The organism is Rhizobium leguminosarum bv. trifolii WSM2297 (assembly GCF_000271845.1).
Window position 1 is genome coordinate 1,954,156 of sequence record NZ_JH719393.1, and the last position, 20,950, is coordinate 1,975,105.

Below are 20,950 nucleotides of genomic sequence, written 5' to 3' on the forward strand. Positions count from 1 at the left end.
ATGCGGCTCGAACTGAGAGAGATTACCAGTAACGTGGCACTGCCGGCCGGCCGCTCGAAATGGTTTTTCGAACGCGGCCGGCGCACACTCGGCCGGGCGCCCGATTGCGACTGGCAGCTGCCGGAGGACCAGCGCTCCGTCTCCAAGCTCCATTGCATCATCGAGCGCGATCGCGAGGGTTTCCTGTTGCGCGACCAAAGCGCAAACGGCTCCCGGGTCGATGGTGTCACCGTCCATGAAGGTGAGATCGCCAGGCTTTCCGACAGGTCGCGGCTGGAGATGGGCGGACTGACCTTTTCCGTCCACATATCAGGCGAGAGCGACCGTGAGATCGAGGATCCCGATGCCGGTCTGGTGCTGAGCGACGAGCCGCTGACCATTTCCGCGATCCTCGCCGATATCGCTCCGGGCGGCCGTACAGCAAGCGGGATTCTCGGAGAGCGCGCGGCCGAGGACTGGACCCTTCCCGAACCGGGCGGCAAAAAGGCGACGGCCTCATCCCGCAATATCGAGATCGGCTGGAGCGGTCCTCCGGAGATCCGCACGGCCACCCAGCTTCTGCCGGCAGACTGGAACGCGGAGGAGACCGAGTACGGCAGCCATCTGGAACATGGTTCCGCCACCCATGTCGCCGTGCCGATCGCCCAGCGCCGGGCCGCGCCGGTGATCGAGATCGTCAACGACAACGATCCGCAGCCAGAGCCCGAGGAATTTCCGACGCTGACGATCGGCCGCGCGGAAGCCTTCGCGGATCGGCTGGAGCCACTGCTCGGCCGGCTCGAGGAGGCTGTCGAGAATAGCTATGCCGTTTTCGAGATGGGTGCGCCTTCCTCCGACAGCCAGCCGGATTTTCTGGCCGCCAGCAGGGAGGATGCGCTCCTTGCCCGCATCGAGGCGCTGCTTACGCAACAACTCAAGCTCAATTCCGCTCTCGAAGCCCTCGTTCAGGCGGCTGGCCGGCTGGAGCCGCGCAGCCTGGAAACGCGTGTCGAGACCGGCGCCTGGCGCCGGGACCGGAATTACTGGCGGGCCTACCGGGCCCAGTTCGAAAAAGACGGCAAGAGCCGGTCGATCCAGGATGTTTTCCGCGAGGCCATGACCGGCGCGATAAGTGGCAGAGATGCAGGGCCTCGTCCGCAGGACAGGCAGGAAGGAAAAGACGCGCATCATGAGGAATGAGAACCGGGTGGCCTGGAGCGAAGGCATGTTCCTTCGCGTGCAGCATTTTCAGCAGGCGGACCGCTGGACCGAGCGGCTCGTGCGCACCGCCACACACGGCCTGGCGCCCTATCCCTGGGGGATATCGGAGATCGGCATCGACCGCGGCGCGCTGGCGATCGGCCAGTTCGCCCTGTCGAACCTGCGCGGCGTCCTGCCGGACGGCACGCCGTTCGAAGCCCCTGTCGATGCCGACCTGCCGCCGCCGCTCGATCTCGACGAGAACACCAAGAATGCGGTCGTTTATCTCGCCCTTCCCGCCCGTCAGCCGGGCAAGGCCGATGTGGCGCTGAACGGCGGCGCTCAGCGCAACAGCGTCCGGCTCGTCGCTTCGCCCTATGAAGCGCCCGACGCCAATGTCGAGACCGACTTCATGGCGCCGATCGATGTCGGCCGCCTCAGCCTGCGGTATCTCCGCACCGGCGACGAGCTTGCCGGCTACGAGCTGATCGGACTTGCCCGTATCATCGAGGTGCGCTCCGACCGGGCGGTGATCCTCGATCCGGATTATATCCTGCCGAGCCTCAACTGCACGGCGGCGGGCCGGCTGAACGAGCTGATCACCGAGCTTCTCGGCATCGTGCGCCACCGCGCCGAGGCGATCGCCGAACGGATCGGTGATCCCACCATTCGCGGGACCGCGGAGGTCGGCGACTACCTGCTCTTGCAGATCCTCAACCGCGCCGATCCGATGCTGAAACATATTTCGGCCAATGCGACGCGCGTCCACCCCATCGCCTTTTACGAGAACTGCATCCAGCTTGCCGGCGAACTCGCTACCTTCACCACCGACCGCAAACGCGCCAGCGATTTCCCGCCCTATCGCCATGACGACCTGAAGGCGACGTTTGCCGCCGTCTTCGACGATCTCAGGGCCTCGCTGTCCTCCGTGCTTGAACAGGCGGCCGTGGCGATCGAGCTTGCCGAGCGTCGGCATGGCGTCAGGATCGGCATGATCAACGATCGCACGCTGCTTCGGGATGCCGGCTTCGTGCTGGCGGTTCGGGCCGAGATGCCGGCCGAAGACGTGCGCCGCAAACTGCCGGCGCAGATCAAGGTCGGCCCTGTCGAGCGCATTGCCGATCTCGTCAACGTGGCGCTGCCGGGCATTCCCGTCCGGCCGCTGCCGGTGCTGCCGCGCCAGCTCCCCTATCGCTCCGGCACCATCTATTTCGAACTCGACACCAAGAACCCGCTCTGGAAACAACTCGACACTTCGGGCGCCATCGCCGTGCATCTCGCCGGCGATTTCCCCGGGCTCGAAATAGAACTGTGGGCCCTCAGAGAATGAAGAACGAACCCGCTTCCTGGCAGAACCTGCCGACCATCGTCGAACTCACCGAGGATGGCGTGAAGAAAAAACAATCCGCCCGCAAGATGGCGGAGATGCTGGACGACGTTCTCGATTTTCCCGAAGGCGAGAAGGGCCTGTCGGGATCGTCTTTGAACGGCGGAGCATCGGTCGAAACACTCGTCAAGGATTTCCGCTTCGGTGCCGAAGACGTGCCGACCCTGGTGCGTTCGGCCGCACCGCTCCTCAACCTTGCCCATGGCCTGCGCTACGCGGAAGAGCAGCCTGACATCGATGAGCTGCGCGCGGTAGCGATCGCCGCCGTCGGCCGCTACGAGCGGGATCTGGCGAGCGCGCGCATCAGCCCGGAGCGGGCGCGCGCCGCCCATTACGTCGTCTGCGCGACGGTCGACGACGTCGTGCTGAGCAAGGCCTGGGGCGTGCGCGCCGGCTGGGCCCGCTCGGGACTCGTCTCCACCTTCCATATGGACGTGACCGGCGGCGAGCGGGTGTTCGACCTGCTCGACCATTTCCACCAGAGCCCCGGCGCCAACAAGGACCTGCTGCTGCTCATCTATCTCTGCCTGTCGCTTGCCTTCGAGGGCCGCACCCGCGTTTCCGCGCGCGGCGGGCTGGAACTCGCCCGCATTCGCGACGGTCTCTACAAGACGCTGCTTGGCCAATACGGCGTCTTCGAACGGGAGCTTTCCCCGCATTGGAAGGGCGTTTCGGCCCGGCACCAGCCGCTGCGCACCGCCGCGGCGCTCTGGACACTGCTTTCCCTACTGACGCTGATCCTGGCGTTCGGCTACCTCTTTTTCACGCTCTCGCTCAATCGCGCCTCCGATGGCACCTTCGAGCGCCTTGCCAACCTGCCGCCGCGCGAGACGCCGAGCGTGCTGGTCACGATTCCCGAGCCGGCTCGCCAGCCGCCGCCTGTCGTCGTCGCCGAAACGCCGCCTCCGCCACCCCCGCCGCAAGCAAAACCGCCGAGCCGGCTCGACAATCTGCTCGCCTTCCTCCAGCCGGAAGTCGAGAAGAAGCTGGTCACGCTCTCGGATTCGAACGGTAGGCTGCTGGTCCGCATCAGCAATTCCGGTCTGTTCGCCACCGGCAGCGCCGAGGTCAGCGACAAGTTCCACGATCTCCTGCAGCGGATCGGCGGCGCGCTCGCCGCCGAGAAATTCCGCGCCGTAGTGGTGGGATATACGGACAATGTGCCGATCCGCACCATTCAGTTCCCCTCCAACTGGCACCTGTCGGAAGCCCGCGCCAAGGCGGTCGGCGACATATTGAGCGCATTCACCGGTCCGGGCGCGATCCTGACCGAGGGACGGGCCGACAGCGACCCGATCGCCGCCAACGACACGCCGGAAGGCCGCGAGATGAACCGCCGCACCGAGATCCTGGTGCTGACCGATCCGAGCGAGCGGCTGAGCGATGCGGGTTTCAAGACGCCGCCGATCAGGGCCGAAGCGCCCGATGAACCGTCGTCCGCCGCAGGAGGCGCTTCGCGATGAATCCCTTAGGTTATTTCTATACGCTGCGTTCCTATGTCGAGGCCTATGCTGGGCTGATCGGCCGGCGCTTCATCTCGATCATCTGGGTGGCGGCGATCTGCGTGGTCATCTGGTTCTACGGCTATCTCGCCGCCTATGGCGATTTCAAGCCGCTGGCGAGCGCCTCGGCGCGGCTGACGCTGATCGGCGTCATCATCGCCGCCTGGCTCGCTTATCTGCTCTTCACGGTGATCCGTGACCGGCGCCGCGACAAGCAGCTCGTCGAAGGGATCGAGCGGGACGCGGAAGCCGAAGCGGCGGCCAGCCAGCAGGCTGAGGTCGGCGAGATCCACAGCCGGCTAAAGGAAGCGCTACAGCTTCTGCGCCGCATCACCAAGAAGCGCTTCGGTTATATCTACGAGCTGCCGTGGTACGTGATCTTCGGCGCGCCGGGTTCCGGCAAGACGACGGCGCTCACCAATTCCGGCCTTAAATTCCCACTCGGCGATGCGCTCGGCAGCAATTCCGTGCAGGGGATCGGCGGCACGCGCAACTGCAATTGGTGGTTCACCGACGAGGCCATCCTCATCGATACCGCCGGCCGCTACACCACGCAGGACGATCTGAACGGCTCAGCCAAGGCCGGTTGGGAGGGATTTCTCGGCCTGCTCCGCAAGTATCGCCGCTCGCAGCCGATCAACGGCGCGCTGGTGACCCTGTCGATCGGCGATCTGCTGACCCGCGATCCGGAAGCCCAGCGCGAGGAGATCAGGGCGATCCGCCAGCGGCTGTCCGAACTCGACGAACTTCTGCATGCACGCGTACCGGTCTATCTGCTGCTGACCAAGGCCGATCTCTTGACCGGCTTCGTCGAATTCTTCGACGGTTTCAACAAAAGCGACCGCGAGCAAGTCTGGGGCACGACGTTCGGGCTCGAAGAGAGCTACAAGGCGGCAAACCTGCCGGACCGTTTCATGGAAGAATTCACTCTGCTGCAGCAACGCGTCGACTCCATGCTGATCGAGCGCCTGCAGCAGGAGCCCAATCCGGAGCTGCGCGGCCGCATCTTCCGTTTTCCAGCCGAACTCGTTTCTTTGAAGGAACGCCTGCAGGAGGTCGTGACCGAGCTTTGCTCAGGCTCGAAACTGGTGGAAGCGCCGCTGCTGCGCGGCATTTATTTCGCCTCCGGCACCCAGAGAGACGAGACCGTTGCCGTCCCCCGCCTGCGGCGCAGCTATTTCCTTTCGCGCCTCTTCAAGGAGGTGATCTTCGGAGAGGCCTCGCTCGTTGCCCGCGACAAGCGGCTTTCCGGCCGGCAGCTCCTCTTCCGCCGTGCCGCCTATGCGAGCGCGGTGCTGCTGCTGGCCGTCGTGCTGACCAGCTGGACGGCCACTTATATCCAGAACACCACGGCGCTCGCCGGCGCCGACAGACGCATCGACGCCTATGAGCAGCTGGTGCGCGGCGTGCCGGTTCGCGACGTCTCGGATGCGGATTTCCTGCGCATCCTGCCGGCGCTCGACAATCTCGCCGCTGTCACCACCGATTTCTCAAAGACCCGCGTCTGGCCGGTCAGCCTCGGCCTCGACCAGGAAGGCAAGGTCGAAAGCCGCCAGCGCGAGGCCTATCAGCGGGCGCTGAACACATTGCTGCTGCCGCGCATGCTGGTACAGCTCCAGAAGGAAATGACCGAGGCCACCGACGTCACCCGAACCTTCGACGCGCTGAAACTCTACGGCATGCTCGGCGGTCTCGGCCCTGTGAATGCGGATTTTGCCTCGCTTGAGGCAGAGGATATGTTCACCAGGCTCTATCCCGACGAAGGCAGGGCCGCGGCTCGCAACGCCCTGATTGCCCATGCCGAAGCCATGGCGCGCGGCGCGCTGCCGCCGATCGAACTCGACAAGGCGCTGATCGCCAAGGCCCGCGCCACCATCCGTTCTGAGAACATCGCCAGCCGCGCCTATGATATCCTGGCGGAATACCGCCAGTCCCGCGCCCTTCCCGGCTGGAGCCCGGCCGGCGCGCTCGGACCGCTCGGCGAACAGGCCTTCGAGCGCACCTCCAAGACGCCGCTCACTGAGAGCATTCCCGGCCTTTTCTCGGCGATCGGCTACCGCACCGTCGTTCTGCCCGAGATCAGCGACGCCGCGACCGAGGCGCTCGACGAGCAATGGGTCCGCGGCGATCCCAATCCCGCCGGCGTCACTGTCGACACGGTCGCCCAGGCGACACTTCAGCTCTACTTCGACAATTTCGAGCAGCGCTGGGCCACGCTTCTCGCCGATATCAGGGTCAAACCCTCGCAGACGATCAGCGATGCGGCGGAAACCACCCGCATCCTCGCGGGCAAACCCGGCCCGGTCGAGACGATCGCGAAATCGATCACGGCTGCCACCGATCTGCGTGGCCCAGGCGCCGAAATCGCCTCTGCTGCCGGCGACAGCTTGGCCGAGTCGACCGCGGCGCTTGCCAGTGCGGCGAATGCCCCCGATCCCTTCGGCCGTCTGCGCGACGCGTTGAAGGCACCGGCCGGACAGTCTCCGCTTACCGACCAACAGGAGGAAGCGCCGCGATCGGAGATCGGCCAGCTCGAGCCGATCCTGCAGAGGGTGCAGGAGCAGCTTTCGCGTGCCACGACCTCGACCGCCGAAGTCGCCAAGGTCTTCGACGTCGACAGCCAACTGACCGACGCCAACCAGGACCTGCTTCAGCAGGCCCGCAAGTTGCCCGCGCCTATCGATAGTTGGATGGCGGGGCTGGCTGCGGATGTCGGATCGCTGGCGGTCAAATCCGCCCGTTCGCGCATCAGCGGCGCCTGGGCCGCGGAGGGCGCGGGCTTCTGCTCGAACGTCGTTGCCGGCCGTTATCCCTTCGACCGGAAATCCCCGCGCGACGTGGCGATGAGCGACTTTGTGAGACTTTTCGGTCCCGAGGGGCTGTTCAAGACCTTCTTCAAGGAGAAGCTCGAAGCCTTCGTCGATACCAGCGCCTCACCCTGGGGCTGGAAGGGCACCTTCGGCGCGGCGAGCATTCCGAGCGCGGCGATCGCCCAGTTCGAGAATGCCGATAAGATCAACCGCGCCTTCTTCCCGGCCGGCAGCGAGAACCCGTCGATCACGATCAACGTCAAGCCGGTCTCGCTGACCGATGCCGCCAGCGCCGTGATGCTGGAGATCGAGGGCGAACGCGTGGTCTATTTCCACGGGCCAATCCAGTCGAAATCGATCACCTGGCCATCGGCGGAAGCCAGCAACGCTTCGCGCATCGCCTTCCAGCCAGGCGGCTGGCAGCAGGCTTTGACGGAGAATGGCGACTGGTCGCCGTTCCGGCTGTTCGACGATGCCAATGTCACCGTGCAGGGCGACGATCTCTTCCGGGCAAAATTCCAGCAGGATGGCCAGGCGGCGGAGTTCGACGTGCAGTTCGGGTCGGTGCTCAATCCATTCCGGCTGGAGGCGCTCGGCGCCTTCTCATGCCCGGCGCAATTCTGATCGGCATGATATGAACGAGCGCGCCACCCTCGAGCGAAGCCAGAGCGAGGCCGACAGGATCGGCTTCTTCGGCAAGCTCCCGAGCCATGGCGACTTCGTTTCGATGGGGCTCGGCCGCGGCCTTCAATCGGCGCTCGACGCCTGGCTGCAGGCCGGGCTGCAGGCGGCGCAGCAGGAACTCGGCGAGGATTGGCAACGCCGTTTCCGCACGATGCCGGCATGGCGTTTCATCATCGAGCGCGGTCTCTGGGGATCGTCGACCGTTGCCGGCGTCCTGCTGCCGAGCCTCGACCGCGTCGGCCGCAGTTTTCCCCTCGTTATCGCCGCCCAACTGCACGGCTTTTCCGAACATCCGCGTCAACTCTACCTCGACGACACCTGGTTCACGGCAGCCGAAGCGATCGCCGAAAGCTCGGCCAGGCGCGATTTCGACATCAACCAATTCACCGCGAGCCTGAAGCGGCTACGGAGCTTGCGGCCAGCCGATCTCGCGGAGAACGAGACGCTGCAGGACAGAGCGTCCAGCCGAGGCACGATCTGGTGGCACATTGACCCGGAGGAGCGCCGGACCAAGGGGTTTGGCGTCAGCGGCCCACCGGAGCCTGCGCATTTCGCGAAGCTGTTGCGCGAGAGTTCCGGAGTGGTTTCACCACCGCCGAAATCCGCAACACCCGCGATACCGCCCCCTGCGATCGTCGAGCAGCATCATCATTCCCTGGTTCTCCAGCGCAGCCACGCCACGCATCCCGGCACGCGACTGAGCGTCAATGCCGACGCGCTACTCGTTTCGGAAACGCCCTCGCTTTTTGCTATCGCCGACGGCATCGGCGATAGCAACGCTGCGGCCGAGGTCGGCAAAATTGCCGTTCATGTGCTGGCTGAAACCGCCGCGCAGCAGACGATCGAAGCACTGGTGCAGGAGGTCAAAGGCAAGCTCGGCCGTGCCCACGGCTTACTTCAATCGGCCTATCATTCCGAAAATCGCGAGCCGTCGGCCACCAGCATCGTCGTGCTGGCCACGCTTCAGGAAAGCTGCGCCCTGCTCTGGGTCGGCGATGCGCGCTGTTATCTGCTGCGGGACGGCATGATGCGCTGCCTCACCCGCGACCATGTGGAGATCGGCCTGCGGCGTACGCTCTCGCGCGCCATCGGCCTGCGCGGGCATCTCGTTCCCGAAGTCCTCTCGGGCGGATTGCAGGCCGGCGACCGGCTGCTGCTCTGCAGTTCCCCGCTGCCCAACGCCGTGCCGGAGCGCAGCATCGCCGAAATTCTGCTTTCCGCGAAAATCGAAAAGGCGGCCGACATCCTCATCCAGGAGGGTTTGATCGCCAATTGCCGCGACAATCTCAGCGCCATTGTGATCGACGTGAAGACCGATGGCGCATGATCCTGCGGAAGCCGATTTCGCGGAGATCGCGCGACATTTCTCCCATCTCTGGCAGGCGTTGAATAAAAGCGCGGACAAACCGAATTCGCCCGAGACCCGGCAGATCCTGGTAGATCGGGTCCGGGATGCGCTCGATCGAGGCGAAGCCCGCCTCAGCGATACCGATCCTAAGATTGTCGCCAACAGCTTCCTGCTCGAAGCGCTGATCCACGAGGGCGCGTTCACCCAAATCTATCGTGCCCGCCATCGTGATCTCGGAACGCTGCACGCCATCAAGCTACCGCGACCCGAGCATGCCGACGATCCCGTCGTCAGGAAACTCATGCTGCGCGAGGCTGATATCGGCATGGCGCTCCGCCATTCCCATATTGCCACAACGCAGACCGTTCTGCGTCTTGCCGACGGACGCCCTGCCCTGGTCATGGAATGGATCGGTAGCCGGCTTGCGGACCTTTTGCAGCAAAGAGCGTTATCTCCTGGCGAGGTGACAGCGATCATGACTTCAGTACTGTTCGGCCTGCAAGCAATCCATGCCGCAGGTTTCGTGCATTGCGACCTGTCGCCGCTCAATCTTCTATCCGCCGATGGCGATTTTTCCCGTTTGAAGATCGCCGACTTCGGCGTGGCGCTCGAGGTCGGATACCGGCATGGCCAATTCGATCTCGCCTTTGCCGGCCGACCGGATCTCGCTTCCCCCGAACAGATGGCCGGTGAACCGCTCGACGGACGATCCGATCTTTACGCAGCCGGGCTTCTGCTCTCCTTGCTGCTGCAACATTGCAAGGAACGCGACGAGGGGTTGGAGGCTTTGGCGCTTCGCCTGTCCGAACGGGCTCCTCAGGACAGACCCCAAAATGCGAAGGCCGCCTTGCATCTGCTCGGCGGCCCCGCGAAACGTCCTGTCCAGGCTTAATTGCCGCTCGAACCGGGAATTGGCGCGGCGGCCGTCGGCACGCTCTTCTGGTAGACGTTGAAGAGCTTGGCGAAGTCCACCAGGCTGGCATTGCTGGCATAGATGATATCGCCGTCCATCATCTGGAAGCGCTGCATCAGCGCCAAATTGGAAACGTCCTTCATATTAACGCGGTAGATCACCGGCTTGCTGCTGACCACGACCGGCGCGGCGGTCTTGGCATTCGCAGCCGCGACCTGCGTATAGACCGGCTGATTGCGCAGCACATAGAAATTGCTCGCATCGGCACGGTCGTCGAGCAGGCCGCCCGCCCGGCCGAGCGCCTGGGCCAGCGTCAGCCTGCCCGGCTCGAATTCGAACTCGCCGACACTCTTGAAAGCGCCGAAGGCGGTGAAGGTCGGGGAATCCTTGTCGACATAGATCTGGTCGTCGGGCAGCAGATAGACATTCTGTTTGCTGTCGTCGATGACGCGCTGCAGCGGCACGGTGGCGCGCTGCTTGCCGCGCATCAGCGTAACGGTCGCCGAGCTCGGCGCCGAGGATGCGCCGCCGGCAAGGGCAACCGCATCGAGCACGCGCTCCTTGCGTGCGGTGAGCGGGAAGCGGCCGGCGGCCCGCACGTCACCATTGACGGTGAAGCCGCTGGAGGGCCTGTCGACCACGGTGACGACAGCCTGTGGATTGACGGCCGAACCCTTCAGGCCGGTGACGATGCGCGTCTGCAGAGCCTCGGTCGAGGAATCCACCACCCGCTGCTTGCCGATGAAGGGAAGGGTCACGTTGCCGGTGGAATCGACGGTGAAGCGGCCGAGATTGAGGGTCTTGCTCTGGGTCGAGGAGAAAAGGCCATCCTCGCCCGGATCGAGAATCGTTACGTCGATGACGTCGCCGCGCCTGAGCCTCGTATCGGCAAATCCGCTGGAGCGCATGCTGCTGAGGCCTGTATCCGTGGCCGTATAGGCGAGCGGAGCGGCCGAAACTGGACCCATCGGCGCTTCCGACAATCTGACAACAGGAATCCGCTCGTTGGTTTGCGGCGAGGTGGCATTATAGAAACCGCCGGCAGTTGGGCCATCGGATGGCCGGGCACATGCACTGAGTACCGCGACAACGATGAATGGCGCCAACTTTCGCATCAGGTATCCTTTTGGCAATATTGAGAGAATCGAAAAATAACAATGGCAGACAACCGAGCAATACCAGTTGCGCGCGAAAAATCAATTGTGACAGCTTAGAGGCAAGGCACTGTGGCTAATCGGCAACCATATGCTCCGCGCTGGAACCAAATCCCTCGTCCACCGGTTCGGTCGAGACGGGTTTCGAACCCATGCAGGTGAGCAAAATGGCCTTGCACATCAAACGAATCTACGAGCCGAAGGAAGACGAAGACGGGACGCGCGTTCTGGTCGACAGGCTCTGGCCTCGCGGGTTGAGCAAGCAGGATGCGGCAATCGATCTCTGGCTGAAGGATATCGCGCCGAGCCCGACGCTGCGCCGATGGTTCGGCCACGATCCCGCCAAATGGACCGAGTTTCAACGACGCTACCGGGAGGAGCTCGAGAAGAACGTATCCGCCGTCGAGGAACTCGAACGTCATATCGGGAAATCGGCGGCAACGCTTCTCTACGCGGCGAAAGACCCTGACCACAACCACGCGATCGTGCTGCAGCGCTTCCTCGGCAAAGACTGAAGCATCGATGGTGGGCGCCGATGAACGCCGCCGCCCTGCGTAAAAATTTCCGGGAACCTTTTCGATTGATCTGCATCCAATGCTCACTTCCAAAGGCGCGCCAGCGCTGCGGAAGGCATGTCACACGACACCAGGGAGACAGATCATGTTGAAACAAATTTTCGGTGCAGCCGTGATAGCGGCTTCGCTCGGCACGGCTTCGATCGCCGCCGATGCCAAACCGACCGACCCGCAAATCGCCCACATCGCCTATACGGCGGGGCAGATTGACGTTACCGCCGCAGAGCAGGCGTTGAAGAAGAGCAAGAATGCCGACGTCATCGAATTCGCCAAGACCATGGAGCGCGACCACAAGGCCGTCAACGACCAGGCGCTCGCCCTCGTCAAGAAGCTGAAGGTGACGCCTGAGGACAATGCCATCAGCCAGTCCTTGTCGAGTGAGGCAGCCAAGGAATTGACGACGCTCGGCGCACTCGACGGCACGGCTTTCGACAAGGCCTATGTCGAAAACGAGGTTGCCTATCACAAGTCGGTCAACGATGCGCTCGCCAAGGTGCTGATCCCTTCCGCTGAGAATAAGGAGCTCAAGTCGCTGCTGGAAACGGGCCTCACCCTGTTCAAGCAGCACCAGATGCATGCCGAGCATCTTGCCTCGGTGATCAAGTAGGTCTGCGATGGGTTTGCTGATGAAATCGCTGCCGCTGCTATTTGCGCTGTTTTGGGCAGTCAGCGGCCTTGCCGCTGCCACGGAATATCAGGTCACCATTGCAGGCATGAAATTCAGTGCGCCGCCTGCCGAACTGCATGTCGGCGATGTGATCGTCTGGCGAAATGATGATATATTCCGGCATACGGCGACGGCTCGTGACAAAAGCTTCAACATCGATCTGCCGCCGAAATCGGAAGGCCGCATGACGATCAGCCGGGCAGGAGCGGTCGATTTCTATTGCCGCTTTCATCCCGCCATGACGGGTAAGCTGGACGTCCGGCCATAGGCCGGGCGCCGGACAGACGAGGCGAGAGGCGGAGATTCCATGAAAGCTATTCCGGCTCAGGCCGCGCGACACCAGCCGCTTCTATCGACGCTTGCCGACGCCGATCTCGTGCCGCTGGCAAAGATCGGCGATGAACCCGCCATCCGAGCCATCGTCCAGCGTCACAATCAACGCCTGTTCCGCACCGCCCGCGCCGTCATCCGCAACGATGCGGAGGCGGAAGATGTCGTCCAGGCGTCGTACGTCAAGGCCTTCACCAATCTGGCGGCGTTCCGGGGTGAGGCGGAGCTTTCGACATGGCTGACGCGGATTACGCTCAACGAGGCGCTGGGCCGGGTGCGAGCCCGAAAGAACACCACCGGGCTGGAGGAAATCGACATGCAGGCGACGTCGGCGGGTGGGGAGATCGTGCAGTTTCCGTCCTCCTTATCTGCAACAGATCCGGAAACCGAGCTGTCGCGGAGCCAGGCGCGGCAGCTCCTCGAACAGGCGGTCGACGAACTCCCGGATGATTTTCGCGCCATTTTCGTGCTGCGTGAAGTCGAGGGCATGAGCACCGAAGAGGCTGCATCCCATCTCGGCATAAGGTCCGAAACCGCCAAGACCCGATTGCACCGGGCGCGGAAGATGATGCGTCAGTCGATCGAAAATCGGCTCTCCGGCGCATTCTCGGCGCTGTTCCCGTTCGATGGCGCCCGTTGCGCCTTCATGGCCGATCGCGTCGTCGCAGCGCTTCGCCAGACGTCATAAGCCCTGCCAATATTAGCCCGGCTGCACCGTCATGGTCGACCGCGCTGTGTTTCGCCTGGTCCCGCCGACCAGTCATCCGCAGCGGTCCTCCTACGACCCCGTCGACAGAGAACCGGCCTGCAGCTCTCCGCTCAATCTGTCGAGCTCGTTCAAAACATTTCGGATCCGGGCACGCGCCTGGAGCATCTGATCCATCTCCGGATTGCCGGAAGGTTCGCCCGTGTCCTGCAGGGCGTGAATGTCTATCAAGTTGCTGGGGACCGGATTCGGAAAGAGGATGATTTCAGCCATTTGCATTCTTTGTTTCGTTGTTTTGGCGGACAGGAAACCCTCATGTCTCCAGATCCGATGGCTTATGGGATGCGGCGTGTTTCATTGCCGATCGACCGGAACATCCTCGCTATTCATTGCAGCGAGTTGCATGTGTTCGTCGGGCCATAAACGCCGCGTCAGCCTTAACAAATCCCTAGTTTCGCCTTCGCGACCGTCCCGTTTGCGGCTTTACTGCGCCATGTGGACACGCCCGCGACAATCGGATAGCACAACTACGAATTGAGGCGATGCCGACGTCGGATGGCCGCTTCTTGGCAGGGCGATCGCTCGCCATCGCACCGACAAACCGGAGGAGATCAAAAGGGCGAACACTGAACGAGTTGCACCGGTTCAACTGATATTCTCAGGATGGAATTGTCTCGCAAAGCCGCTCGTTTGCATTGGGACCACCCGCCGGAGAACGCAGCCACAGGGCGATGATATCCGCCTTGGGCACGGCTTTGCTGTAAAGAAACCCCTGCGCCGAGCCGCATCCGTTTGCCGCCAGGAAAGCTGCCTGCTCGGCGGTTTCGACGCCTTCCGCTACCACGTTCTGTCCGAGGCAGCGCGCGATGGAGAGGATCGCCTTGACCAGTTCCTCGTTCCGTCTGTCTGTGCTGTTGATGAATGAGCGGTCGATCTTCAACGTATCGATCGGAAAGCGCGCCAGATAGTTCAGCGCCGAATAGCCGGTGCCGAAATCGTCGATGGCGATCGAAAATCCCATGCTTCGAAGTTCCGAGAGCGCCTGCAATGTTTCATCCTTCTGATCGAGCAGCAGGCTTTCGGTTATTTCGATTTCGACCCATTCTGCGCGGCAACCGGTCTCGTCGAGGATGTCGGCAATCGACTTTACCAGCCCGGCGGATTGGAATTGTTTGACCGACAGGTTGATCGCCACCTTATGCGGTGAGCGGCTATCGGCATTCAGTTCGGTCGCGGTCTGGCACGCCTCGCGCAGCACCCACTGCCCGAGTTCCACGATCAGCCCCGTGTCTTCGGCGACCGGAATGAAGCGGACGGGCGGAATCATGCCCATTTCCGGATGGCGCCATCTCAGCAAAGCTTCGCAGCCGACCATGACGCCGCTGTCCAGAAGCACCTTGGGCTGGTAGTGCAGTTCCAGTTCGCCGCGCTCGATCGCGCGGCGCAAATCCGATTCCAGTCGCATGCGCTCTTCGGCACTTGCCGTCAGGTCTTTCGAATAGAAGCGGAAACCGTTCCGCCCGGAGCGTTTGGCGAGATACATTGCCGAGTCGGCATATTTCACAAGGTCGTTGGCGTCGGCGCTGTCATTGGGATAGAGCGCAATGCCGACGCTGCATGAAATGAACACCTCCTGGCCATCCAGCAGGAAGCGCTCCCTGAACTTATCCAGGATACTGTGAGCAATCCGGCCGAGATCGTCGCCTTGGCTGATATCCGGCAACAGGATCGCGAATTCGTCGCCACCGAGACGGGCGACCGTGTCAAAGTCGCGAACGCTCGCATTGAGGCGCGCCGCCGCCTGACAGAGCAAATCATCGCCGACGGGATGACCCATCGTATCGTTGACCGCCTTGAAATGATCGATGTCGATCAGCATCACCCCGGCCCGCTGGCCTCTCGACCCAGCTGAGGTGATCATCTGCCGCAGCCGATCGTTAAACAGCGATCGGTTCGGCAGCGAGGTCAAAGGATCGTAAAAGGCCATCTGGTGAATTTTCTGCCGCGAGACGTTCAACTCGGTAACGTCTCGGGCCACACCGAGAACCCCGACAATGTCTCCCCCTGCATCCATGACCGGCACTTTGCGTGTTTCAAGAAGAACGGATTGACCATTCTCCTCGGAGACGACCCATTCCTCACCGACGAGCATGCCTCCGGTCTCGATCGCCTCTTCGTCCGTGACTCGGAAATACTTAGCCCTTTCAGGGGCGAACAGATCGAAATCCGTCTTTCCCACCACCTCAGATTCCGTCTTCCCAGTCAGTTGCTCGAAGGCGTGGTTGCACAGGAGATAGACGCCATCCATGTTTTTCACCCAGACCATATCAGGCATGGTCTGAAGCACGCTGAGAAGCTGCATCCGTACGGAGTTGATAGCTTCTTCCGCCTGTTTTCGCTCAGTAATGTCGCGCGAGAGCGCAAGTAGCGTGGTGGTCGAGTCAGCACTCGGCCGCTTGGCTACGGACAGCTCGAACCAACGAGTCTCACCGTTCGGCAGGGAGATGCAAATGCACCGTCCATAAGCAACTCCCTCTTTGCCGGCCTCGCGCAGAGCCTCCATCGCGATGGCCGCCTGATCGGGCGCCAGAACGTCGCTGACCGTCTTGCCGAGCAGCATCTCCTTCTGCTGGGCCAGTAGTTCTGGGTTTCTTGTCCAGACCTGCAGATAACGGCCGTCCTGGTCCACCTCGAAGAGAACATCCGGAATGGCGGCGATGATCCCCTCTGCGAATTCAAGCGCCTTCTTCAGTTCCCGCTCCGCCTGCTTGTGTTCGTTGTTATCGACGATAAGGGCCGGCTGCGGAAGCGATTGGGACAACGTCATGACGGATCTCCTCACCATGGGCATCAACCGAATGCATCATCCATCCAATCGAGAATTTCCTCGGAAAGGCCGCCCAAGTCATTGAGGCGAAAACAGCGGTCCGAAGATGTAGCCGCAATGGCACCGGTCCGCGAGGACCGGGCACTTCGGCTTGGTCCTCAATATGCAGTGAGAAAATTTAAGAGATTGCTGCCTTCTCCAGTGCCGGCGTTACTTTCAGCGCGCGATACGGATCGGACTGCGTAAAATGGATAGCCGCGGTTTTCGCGCGGTTCCTGACAGCCATAAATTCGTGCCAGAGGGTTACCCCAGTCTCACGAGCGGCGATGCCGCTCTCGTGCAGGGCCCGAGCATGATCGAAGCCCTGGAACTATTGTTGCGTCTGTCCAAGGACAAGACATGGGCTGATGCCACCGCGGCGGTGGGCCAGGGCAAGGCCGGCATGCAGTTCATGGGCGACTGGGCCAAGGGCGAGCTCGTGGCACGCGGCTACAGCGTCGACAAGGATTTCGATTGCAGTCTGGTGCCGGGCACATCGATCGCCTATTTCATGGTCATCGACGCCTTTGCCCTTCCGCTGACCAATCGGGACGGCACCGCAGAGGCGCAGCAGGCTTTCGCACGCATGGTGCTTGATCGCGACAATCAGGTTGCCTTCAGCCGGATCAAGGGATCGTTGCCCGTCCGCACCGATGTCGACCCATCCGGCCTTGATCGGTGCGGCAAGCTTGGATTGGAGATGATCAAGGCAAGGAAAGGCGAAGTCAGTGCCCAATCCCAGGCCATGCCGACCCAGATGTCGGAAGGCTGGATTGCCGTGGTGGGCGACTTCTTCAACAATCGCAACACCTCCCCGCAAGAGGTTCAAAAACGCCTTCATGACTTGCTGATGCAGCGCTGAGGGTGCGGACACCGTGCCCGCACGAGGAGTGATCAACGCCACGAAAGACCATGACGTGGCGTAGCGCGAATATCCATAATTCGCAGGCCTATCCAATACGCGCAGCAAACGACGCGCCGGCGACCCAATTCCCGCTGGAACTTGCAAGTTTTAACAAAGGCTTAAGCTTCCTGGATACATCTCGCATTAGTATTTTTTCATGTTCTGCGCGACGGTGGTTTTTTGAAGTCAGCTTTTTCATTTTCATTGGATCGATGCTTCCAGACCCTTCGCGGTCTCGGAAGGGACAGAGCCGGCAACGTCGCGATCGTCGTTGCCCTCAGTCTGGTGCCGATGCTCGTCGCGGTCGGCGCCAGTTTCGACTATATTCGCAGCTACAATGTCCGGCAGAAGATGCAGAGCGACCTTGATGCGGCCTTGATCGCCGCAGTCAAGCAGATCAACAATACCGGGGACACCGACGCCCTCAAGCAGAAGGTCTCCGACTGGTTCCACGCGCAGGTAGAAAACAGCTACACGCTTGGCGAAATCGACATCGATACCGCCAACCACAACATCACGGCGACGGCAAGCGGCACCGTGCCGACGACATTCATGAAGATCGCCAATATCGATACCGTTCCCGTCAGCGTGGGAAGTGCCGTCAAGGGGCCGGCAACGTCCTATCTCAACGTCTATATCGTCATCGACACCTCTCCATCGATGCTTCTGGCGGCAACGACTTCGGGCCAGGCGACCATGTATTCCGGCATCGGATGCCAGTTCGCCTGCCACACCGGCGATTCGCACAAGATCGGCAATAAGACATATGCCAACAACTATGAATACAGCACGGCGAAGAACATAAAGTTGCGCGCCGATGTCGCCGGCGACGCGGTCAAGGAGGTGCTCGCCCTGGTCGATATATCCGACAAGAATCACGAGCGGATCAAGGTCGGATTATATGGTCTCGGCGATTCCCTCACGGAGGTTCTCGCTCCGACGCTGAGCACGGACACGGCGCGCACCCGCCTCGCGACCTCGAGTTACGGCCTCACCAGCGCGACCTCGAAGGCCGCCACCTATTTTGACGTGTCGCTGACGACGCTCAAGCAGAAAGTCGGCGCTGGAGGGGATGGAACCTCCTCGGCCTCGCCGCTCAAGCTGGTGCTCTTGCTGACCGACGGCGTCCAGTCAAAGCGCGAATGGGTGACCAGTGGCTCGAGCTACTGGCCCAAAGTGGCGCCCCTTAACCCAGCCTGGTGCGACTATCTGAAAAACCAATCCAATACGATGGCGGTGCTTTACACGGAATACCTGCCGATCACCACGGACTGGGGCTACAACGCCACCGTCGGCTCGACCATGGCGAGCGCCAACTGGAAGAGCACCTGGGGCGGCACGATGGATAGCGACGTGTCGACCAGCATCACTCGGCGGGATTATATCCCCTATGCGCTTGCCGACTGCGCTTCTTCGAAGAGCCTATTCCTATCGGCATCGTCGTCGACCGAGATCACGGCAGGCTTGTCGGCGCTTTTCACCCAATATCTCTCTTCCGTTCGGCTGACCCAATGAGACGCGGGAAACGGTTCTCACCGCTGCGCCGCCTGATCGGCGACCGCAAGGGGGCTGCTGCGATCGAATTTGCGATCCTGGCCCTGCCGCTCTTCATCATACTGTTCGGCATTATCGAAGTGTCGCTGATGTTTTTCGTCAACTCGGCGCTTGATGCTTCGGTGCACAAGATTTCGCGGATGATCCGCACCGGCGAGGTGGCGTCCTCGAAGATCACATTGGCCGGTTTCAAAGCCAAAATATGCGCCGACATGCTTCTGTCGTTCAACTGCTCCAGCGGTCTCGTCGTCAAGGTGAACGTGCTTTCCGACATGTCGTCCGCTGCCAGCACCGACCCGATCGACAGCAGCGGCAAACTCGCCGTTACCGAGACTTATGATATCGGCAAGGGCAGCGACTACATTCTGGTTCAGGCGTTCCTGCCGTGGACGGCCGTCGTCAATTTCTTCAGCCTGTCGAGCGCCAAGCTTTCCGACGGCAGCTACCTGCTCGGATCTTCCGCTCTGTTCCGCAACGAGCCCTTCTGACATGATCATGAAACGGAGCCTGTCCCTTTTCCGGTTCTCGCGGTCCCGCATCCGCCATCTCGCGCTCGACCGGTCGGCTGCTTCAGGGGTTGAATTCGCCCTCGTGCTGCCGATCCTGGTGATGCTCCTGTTCGGCACCGTCGATCTCGGCCATGCGCTGACGGTCAGCCGCAAAATAGACGAGATCGCTTCTTCCACAGGCGACATGATTGCCCAGCAGAGTTCCTGGACGAAATCCGACGTCGCCAAGCTTCTTTCCGGTGCCAGCTTCATCCTGCAGCCCTATGACACCGGTGAGCTGACGATCACGGTCGCGGTCAACGATGTCAGCGCAAGCGGCAGCGCGACCGTCAACTGGTCCGCTGCGCTCAACACCTCGGCGGTGAATTCCGGCACGGCGAGCGCGGTCGCAGTCCCCTCCAAAATCCAGGAGACAGGCGTGCAGGTGGTGCTGACCCGGGTCCAATATACCTTGACGACACCAGTCTCGGCGTTTTTCTCAAATTTCACCGGACAGAACGGCTATAGCTTCGATCGCTATTTCTTCAATCGACCGCGCGTGAGCGACACGATCAAATACAACTGAGCCGGAGGCTCTGTCGAAATCGCCGGACGTTCGGGTCAGTTATCGCCGGGCTGACAGTAGTGCTTTCCTTAGCGAGAGCGGCCGCTTCGCAAACGCCAGCCGGCCGATCCGCTGCTCCGCGAGCGGGTAGGTGAACCCTCGGTGAAGGGATCGTCATCACCAAGGTCAGGCATGTGGACACAAATGTACATTTTCCTGTTTGCATTTCCTCGCTTTTGCTAAGAACCCTTGCGGAAATTACCGCGCCGAAGGCCCCATCGGCACCCGGCGCCCAAGGAAATTGGAGATTTGCGATGTCGGATGAGATCCTACTCGATCGGGTTGAAGCCGAGGCCTTGGCGATGCGCGCCTGTCTGGCAGCAGGCGCTGGGCAAGCGACCGCCCGCTCCCTCGTGGACGCCACAGTGTCAGCCGCGCTCTATGGACCCGCCATGCTCGGATTTCCGCACATGGTCGATTATCTCGACAGCTTCCGCGAGGGCCGCATCAACCGCCATCCCACGGCGACATGCGAACGTCCCTATCCCGCCTTCTTCGTCGCGGATGCCGATCGGGGCATCGCGCAGCTCGGTTTCGATCTGACGTTCGATAATCTCGTGGCAGCGGTGCGCAATTTCGGGCTCGCGGTCTTCACCCAGACGAACAGCTATACGGCGGGAGAACTGGGCTATTATGTCCGCAGGCTTGCCGGCGAAGGGATCGTCGGCATCGCCGCCACCAACGCCAACGCCATGGTGGCCGCAAAAGCGGGGGGGCCGGCCGTCTACAGCACGAACCCCATGGCCTTCGGCTTTCCGCTGGGCGAAGGGTCGCTGCCTCTCATCATCGACCAGGCGTCCAGCGCGACCGCCTATGTCAATATCGTCGCGGCCGCAGCCGAGGGGCGCGCCATCCCGGAGGGATGGGCCGTCGACGAAGCCGGCAACGATACCCAGGATGCGGCAAGAGCGCTCGGCGGAGCGCTGCTTCCTTTCGGCGGGCGCAAAGGCGCCAATGTGGCGCTGATGGTGGAAATGCTGTCGGCCGGCCTATCCGGTGGCCCCTGGTCATTGGACACGCCCTCTTTCAGAGAGGGAAGTGCCAGCCCCGCCGTCGGATTGACCGTCGTTGCAATGATGCCGGGGCGCACCGACGATGGTCTTGTCGAACGTGCCCGCCGCCAGGCAACCCGCCTTCAGGAGCACGGCGTGTTCGTACCCGGCGTCAGCGGCATCGAATATCCAAGGCCGGCGACGGAAAGCCTGAAAGTGCCGCGCGCCGTCTTCGAGGCTGTCGTGAAAATCGCCGACGCATAACG

General features: G+C 62.1%; 17 protein-coding genes and 1 pseudogene. 15 read left to right on the forward strand and 3 right to left on the reverse strand.

Going from position 1 to position 20,950, the window contains the following annotated elements; all coding sequences use genetic code 11:
• From RLEG4DRAFT_RS63390 to RLEG4DRAFT_RS63415, 6 genes are read left to right on the forward strand one after another with little or no spacing between them, the layout of a single operon-like run.
• Nucleotides 1-1,179: a type VI secretion system-associated FHA domain protein gene (locus RLEG4DRAFT_RS63390; protein WP_003575659.1), complete on the forward strand. Its 1,179-nt coding sequence runs from the start codon at nt 1-3 to the stop codon at nt 1,177-1,179.
• Nucleotides 1,169-2,509 (forward strand): type VI secretion system baseplate subunit TssK, encoded by a 1,341-nt coding sequence (tssK, locus tag RLEG4DRAFT_RS63395; protein ID WP_037093246.1) that lies wholly within the window; start codon nt 1,169-1,171, stop codon nt 2,507-2,509. Before RLEG4DRAFT_RS63390 ends, tssK begins: the two co-directional genes overlap by 11 nt.
• A complete protein-coding gene (gene tssL, locus RLEG4DRAFT_RS63400) occupies nt 2,506-4,029 on the forward strand; it encodes a type VI secretion system protein TssL, long form (RefSeq protein WP_003575655.1) in 1,524 nt (507 codons plus the stop codon). Before tssK ends, tssL begins: the two co-directional genes overlap by 4 nt.
• On the forward strand, nt 4,026-7,502 hold the full coding sequence (gene tssM / locus RLEG4DRAFT_RS63405) for a type VI secretion system membrane subunit TssM (RefSeq protein WP_003575653.1): 3,477 nt from the start codon (nt 4,026-4,028) through the stop codon (nt 7,500-7,502). Before tssL ends, tssM begins: the two co-directional genes overlap by 4 nt.
• Before the next feature lie 10 nt (nt 7,503-7,512).
• Nucleotides 7,513-8,889 carry a type VI secretion system-associated protein TagF gene (gene tagF, locus RLEG4DRAFT_RS63410; RefSeq protein WP_003575651.1) on the forward strand — a complete coding sequence of 459 codons (1,377 nt, stop codon included), beginning with the start codon at nt 7,513-7,515 and terminating at the stop codon, nt 8,887-8,889.
• Nucleotides 8,879-9,802: a serine/threonine-protein kinase gene (locus RLEG4DRAFT_RS63415; RefSeq protein ID WP_003575650.1), complete on the forward strand. Its 924-nt coding sequence runs from the start codon at nt 8,879-8,881 to the stop codon at nt 9,800-9,802. Before tagF ends, RLEG4DRAFT_RS63415 begins: the two co-directional genes overlap by 11 nt.
• Here the strand turns inward: RLEG4DRAFT_RS63415 and RLEG4DRAFT_RS63420 are convergent.
• Nucleotides 9,799-10,938: a polysaccharide biosynthesis/export family protein gene (locus tag RLEG4DRAFT_RS63420; protein WP_003575647.1), complete on the reverse strand. Its 1,140-nt coding sequence runs from the start codon at nt 10,936-10,938 to the stop codon at nt 9,799-9,801. The genes RLEG4DRAFT_RS63415 and RLEG4DRAFT_RS63420 overlap by 4 nt on opposite strands.
• Before the next feature lie 206 nt (nt 10,939-11,144).
• Between RLEG4DRAFT_RS63420 and RLEG4DRAFT_RS63425 the strand changes: the two genes are divergently transcribed.
• From RLEG4DRAFT_RS63425 to RLEG4DRAFT_RS63440, 4 genes are all read left to right on the forward strand, one after another.
• A complete protein-coding gene (locus RLEG4DRAFT_RS63425; protein ID WP_003575645.1) occupies nt 11,145-11,492 on the forward strand; it encodes a DUF488 domain-containing protein in 348 nt (115 codons plus the stop codon).
• Nucleotides 11,493-11,637: 145 nt separating this feature from the next.
• Nucleotides 11,638-12,159 (forward strand): DUF4142 domain-containing protein, encoded by a 522-nt coding sequence (locus RLEG4DRAFT_RS63430; RefSeq protein WP_003575644.1) that lies wholly within the window; start codon nt 11,638-11,640, stop codon nt 12,157-12,159.
• 7 nt (nt 12,160-12,166) lie between these two features.
• On the forward strand, nt 12,167-12,487 hold the full coding sequence (locus RLEG4DRAFT_RS63435) for a cupredoxin domain-containing protein (protein WP_003575642.1): 321 nt from the start codon (nt 12,167-12,169) through the stop codon (nt 12,485-12,487).
• 39 nt (nt 12,488-12,526) lie between these two features.
• A complete protein-coding gene (locus RLEG4DRAFT_RS63440; RefSeq protein ID WP_003575640.1) occupies nt 12,527-13,237 on the forward strand; it encodes an RNA polymerase sigma factor in 711 nt (236 codons plus the stop codon).
• A gap of 90 nt (nt 13,238-13,327) precedes the next feature.
• Here the strand turns inward: RLEG4DRAFT_RS63440 and RLEG4DRAFT_RS63445 are convergent, their stop codons facing one another.
• Both RLEG4DRAFT_RS63445 and RLEG4DRAFT_RS63450 read right to left on the reverse strand, forming a co-directional pair.
• Nucleotides 13,328-13,528 (reverse strand): hypothetical protein, encoded by a 201-nt coding sequence (locus RLEG4DRAFT_RS63445; protein ID WP_125869615.1) that lies wholly within the window; start codon nt 13,526-13,528, stop codon nt 13,328-13,330.
• A gap of 385 nt (nt 13,529-13,913) precedes the next feature.
• Nucleotides 13,914-16,082, reverse strand: coding sequence for a putative bifunctional diguanylate cyclase/phosphodiesterase (locus RLEG4DRAFT_RS63450; protein ID WP_003575636.1), 2,169 nt, complete (start codon nt 16,080-16,082; stop codon nt 13,914-13,916).
• Nucleotides 16,083-16,368: 286 nt separating this feature from the next.
• Here RLEG4DRAFT_RS63450 and RLEG4DRAFT_RS63455 point away from each other — a divergent pair.
• From RLEG4DRAFT_RS63455 to RLEG4DRAFT_RS63475, 5 genes and pseudogenes are all read left to right on the forward strand, one after another.
• A pseudogene (locus RLEG4DRAFT_RS63455) lies at nt 16,369-16,983 on the forward strand (carbohydrate ABC transporter substrate-binding protein); the annotation flags it as partial.
• A 222-nt stretch (nt 16,984-17,205) separates the two neighbouring features.
• On the forward strand, nt 17,206-18,540 hold the full coding sequence (locus tag RLEG4DRAFT_RS63460) for a TadE/TadG family type IV pilus assembly protein (RefSeq protein WP_003575633.1): 1,335 nt from the start codon (nt 17,206-17,208) through the stop codon (nt 18,538-18,540).
• Complete coding sequence (locus RLEG4DRAFT_RS63465) at nt 18,537-19,067, forward strand: TadE/TadG family type IV pilus assembly protein (protein WP_003575632.1); 531 nt, start codon at nt 18,537-18,539, stop codon at nt 19,065-19,067. Before RLEG4DRAFT_RS63460 ends, RLEG4DRAFT_RS63465 begins: the two co-directional genes overlap by 4 nt.
• Nucleotide 19,068: 1 nt before the next feature.
• Nucleotides 19,069-19,653, forward strand: coding sequence for a TadE/TadG family type IV pilus assembly protein (locus RLEG4DRAFT_RS63470; RefSeq protein WP_003575629.1), 585 nt, complete (start codon nt 19,069-19,071; stop codon nt 19,651-19,653).
• Nucleotides 19,654-19,946: 293 nt separating this feature from the next.
• Nucleotides 19,947-20,948 carry an Ldh family oxidoreductase gene (locus tag RLEG4DRAFT_RS63475; protein ID WP_003575627.1) on the forward strand — a complete coding sequence of 334 codons (1,002 nt, stop codon included), beginning with the start codon at nt 19,947-19,949 and terminating at the stop codon, nt 20,946-20,948.
• Nucleotides 20,949-20,950: the final 2 nt, after the last annotated feature.